This window comes from Pseudomonas sp. NBRC 100443, from assembly GCF_030268185.1.
Lineage (GTDB): Bacteria > Pseudomonadota > Gammaproteobacteria > Pseudomonadales > Pseudomonadaceae > Pseudomonas > Pseudomonas citronellolis.
Window position 1 is genome coordinate 1 of record NZ_BSQE01000065.1, and the last position, 473, is coordinate 473.

Genomic DNA, 473 nt, shown 5'->3' on the forward strand with positions numbered 1-473 from the left:
TTGAACTCGCAAATTTTACCTTGACTTGAACAATCCCCAGTGAAAGAGATCATTCAGTCTACTTCTATCACATACCCAAATTTTTAAAGAACGGTTCCGGTACAAAGACCAGACAGCAAGGTTCGTTTCTTCGAACATTCCTGTCTGAGCTTTACGACGATTCGGAGATGGTGGAGCCAAGGAGGATCGAACTCCTGACCTCCTGCGTGCAAAGCAGGCGCTCTCCCAGCTGAGCTATGGCCCCAAATCACTACGATTTGGTGGGTCTGGGCAGATTCGAACTGCCGACCTCACCCTTATCAGGGGTGCGCTCTAACCGACTGAGCTACAGACCCATATAGGGTTGCCTAATCGTCTAACCAGTGAATCAAGCAATTCGTGTGGGAGCTTATGAGAAAGCCGGGATCTTCGATTAAGGAGGTGATCCAGCCGCAGGTTCCCCTACGGCTACCTTGTTACGACTTCACCCCAGT

The 473-nt window shown here is 49.9% G+C and carries 2 tRNA genes and 1 rRNA gene; all 3 read right to left on the minus strand.

Going from position 1 to position 473, the window contains the following annotated elements:
* Nucleotides 1-168 precede the first annotated feature (168 nt).
* A tRNA-Ala gene (locus tag QSJ95_RS32535) sits at nucleotides 169-244 on the minus strand.
* Nucleotides 245-258: 14 nt separating this feature from the next.
* A tRNA-Ile gene (locus QSJ95_RS32540) sits at nucleotides 259-335 on the minus strand.
* A 78-nt stretch (nucleotides 336-413) separates the two neighbouring features.
* Nucleotides 414-473: ribosomal RNA gene (locus QSJ95_RS32545) — 16S ribosomal RNA — on the minus strand; the annotation flags it as partial.